The 592-nt window shown below is 67.2% G+C and carries 1 protein-coding gene; it reads left to right on the top strand.

Annotated elements, in window-relative coordinates:
* Nucleotides 1-370 (top strand): transposase (locus ACAG26_RS27665; protein WP_370486271.1); only part of this gene is annotated, 370 nt, incomplete at its 5' end.
* Nucleotides 371-592: the final 222 nt, after the last annotated feature.

A 592-nucleotide genomic window follows, 5' to 3' on the forward strand; every position in this document is an offset into this window, starting at 1 on the left:
GGCCATCTTGGCCGAAACCGGGGACCTGACCCGCTTTGATAGCCCCCGCGCGCTGGTCAAACACGCCGGGCTGTGCCCGCGTGATAACACCAGCGGCACCTTCACCGGCCGCGCCAGGATTTCTCGGCGGGGCCGGCCCCGGCTGCGGTTGGCGGCCTGGCGCGCGGTCTGGGGTGCCATGGCGCACAACCCGGTCATGGCCGCGCGCTACCGGTATCTGACCACCCGCGAGCACAACCGGCTCACCGACGGTCAAGCCCGGGCCGCGATCGCTGCAGCACTGCTGCGCTGGATCCATGTCGTGGCCACCCAGCAGGTGCGCTGGGACGCAGCCATCGCCGGCACCGAGGTGATGCCGTTGGCCGCCTAACCAGAACCACCCCGAATCACGGTTGGGGTCAAGCTCCACAAACGTGCATGAGGCACCACCAGGTGACCTCGCGGAGACACCATGAGCAGGCCCCGCCCCATCCTCACCAAACTCGCTTGCACGCAGTTGGGTACCAAACCCGTTTGACGAACTACGTAGAGACGAGGACCGGGGCACAGCCCCCCAACCCCTTGACAAAAACCCCTTACGAAGGTGTCCCCG

Origin of the sequence: Mycobacterium sp. pUA109 (genome assembly GCF_041287095.1) — a bacterium.
GTDB lineage: Bacteria > Actinomycetota > Actinomycetes > Mycobacteriales > Mycobacteriaceae > Mycobacterium.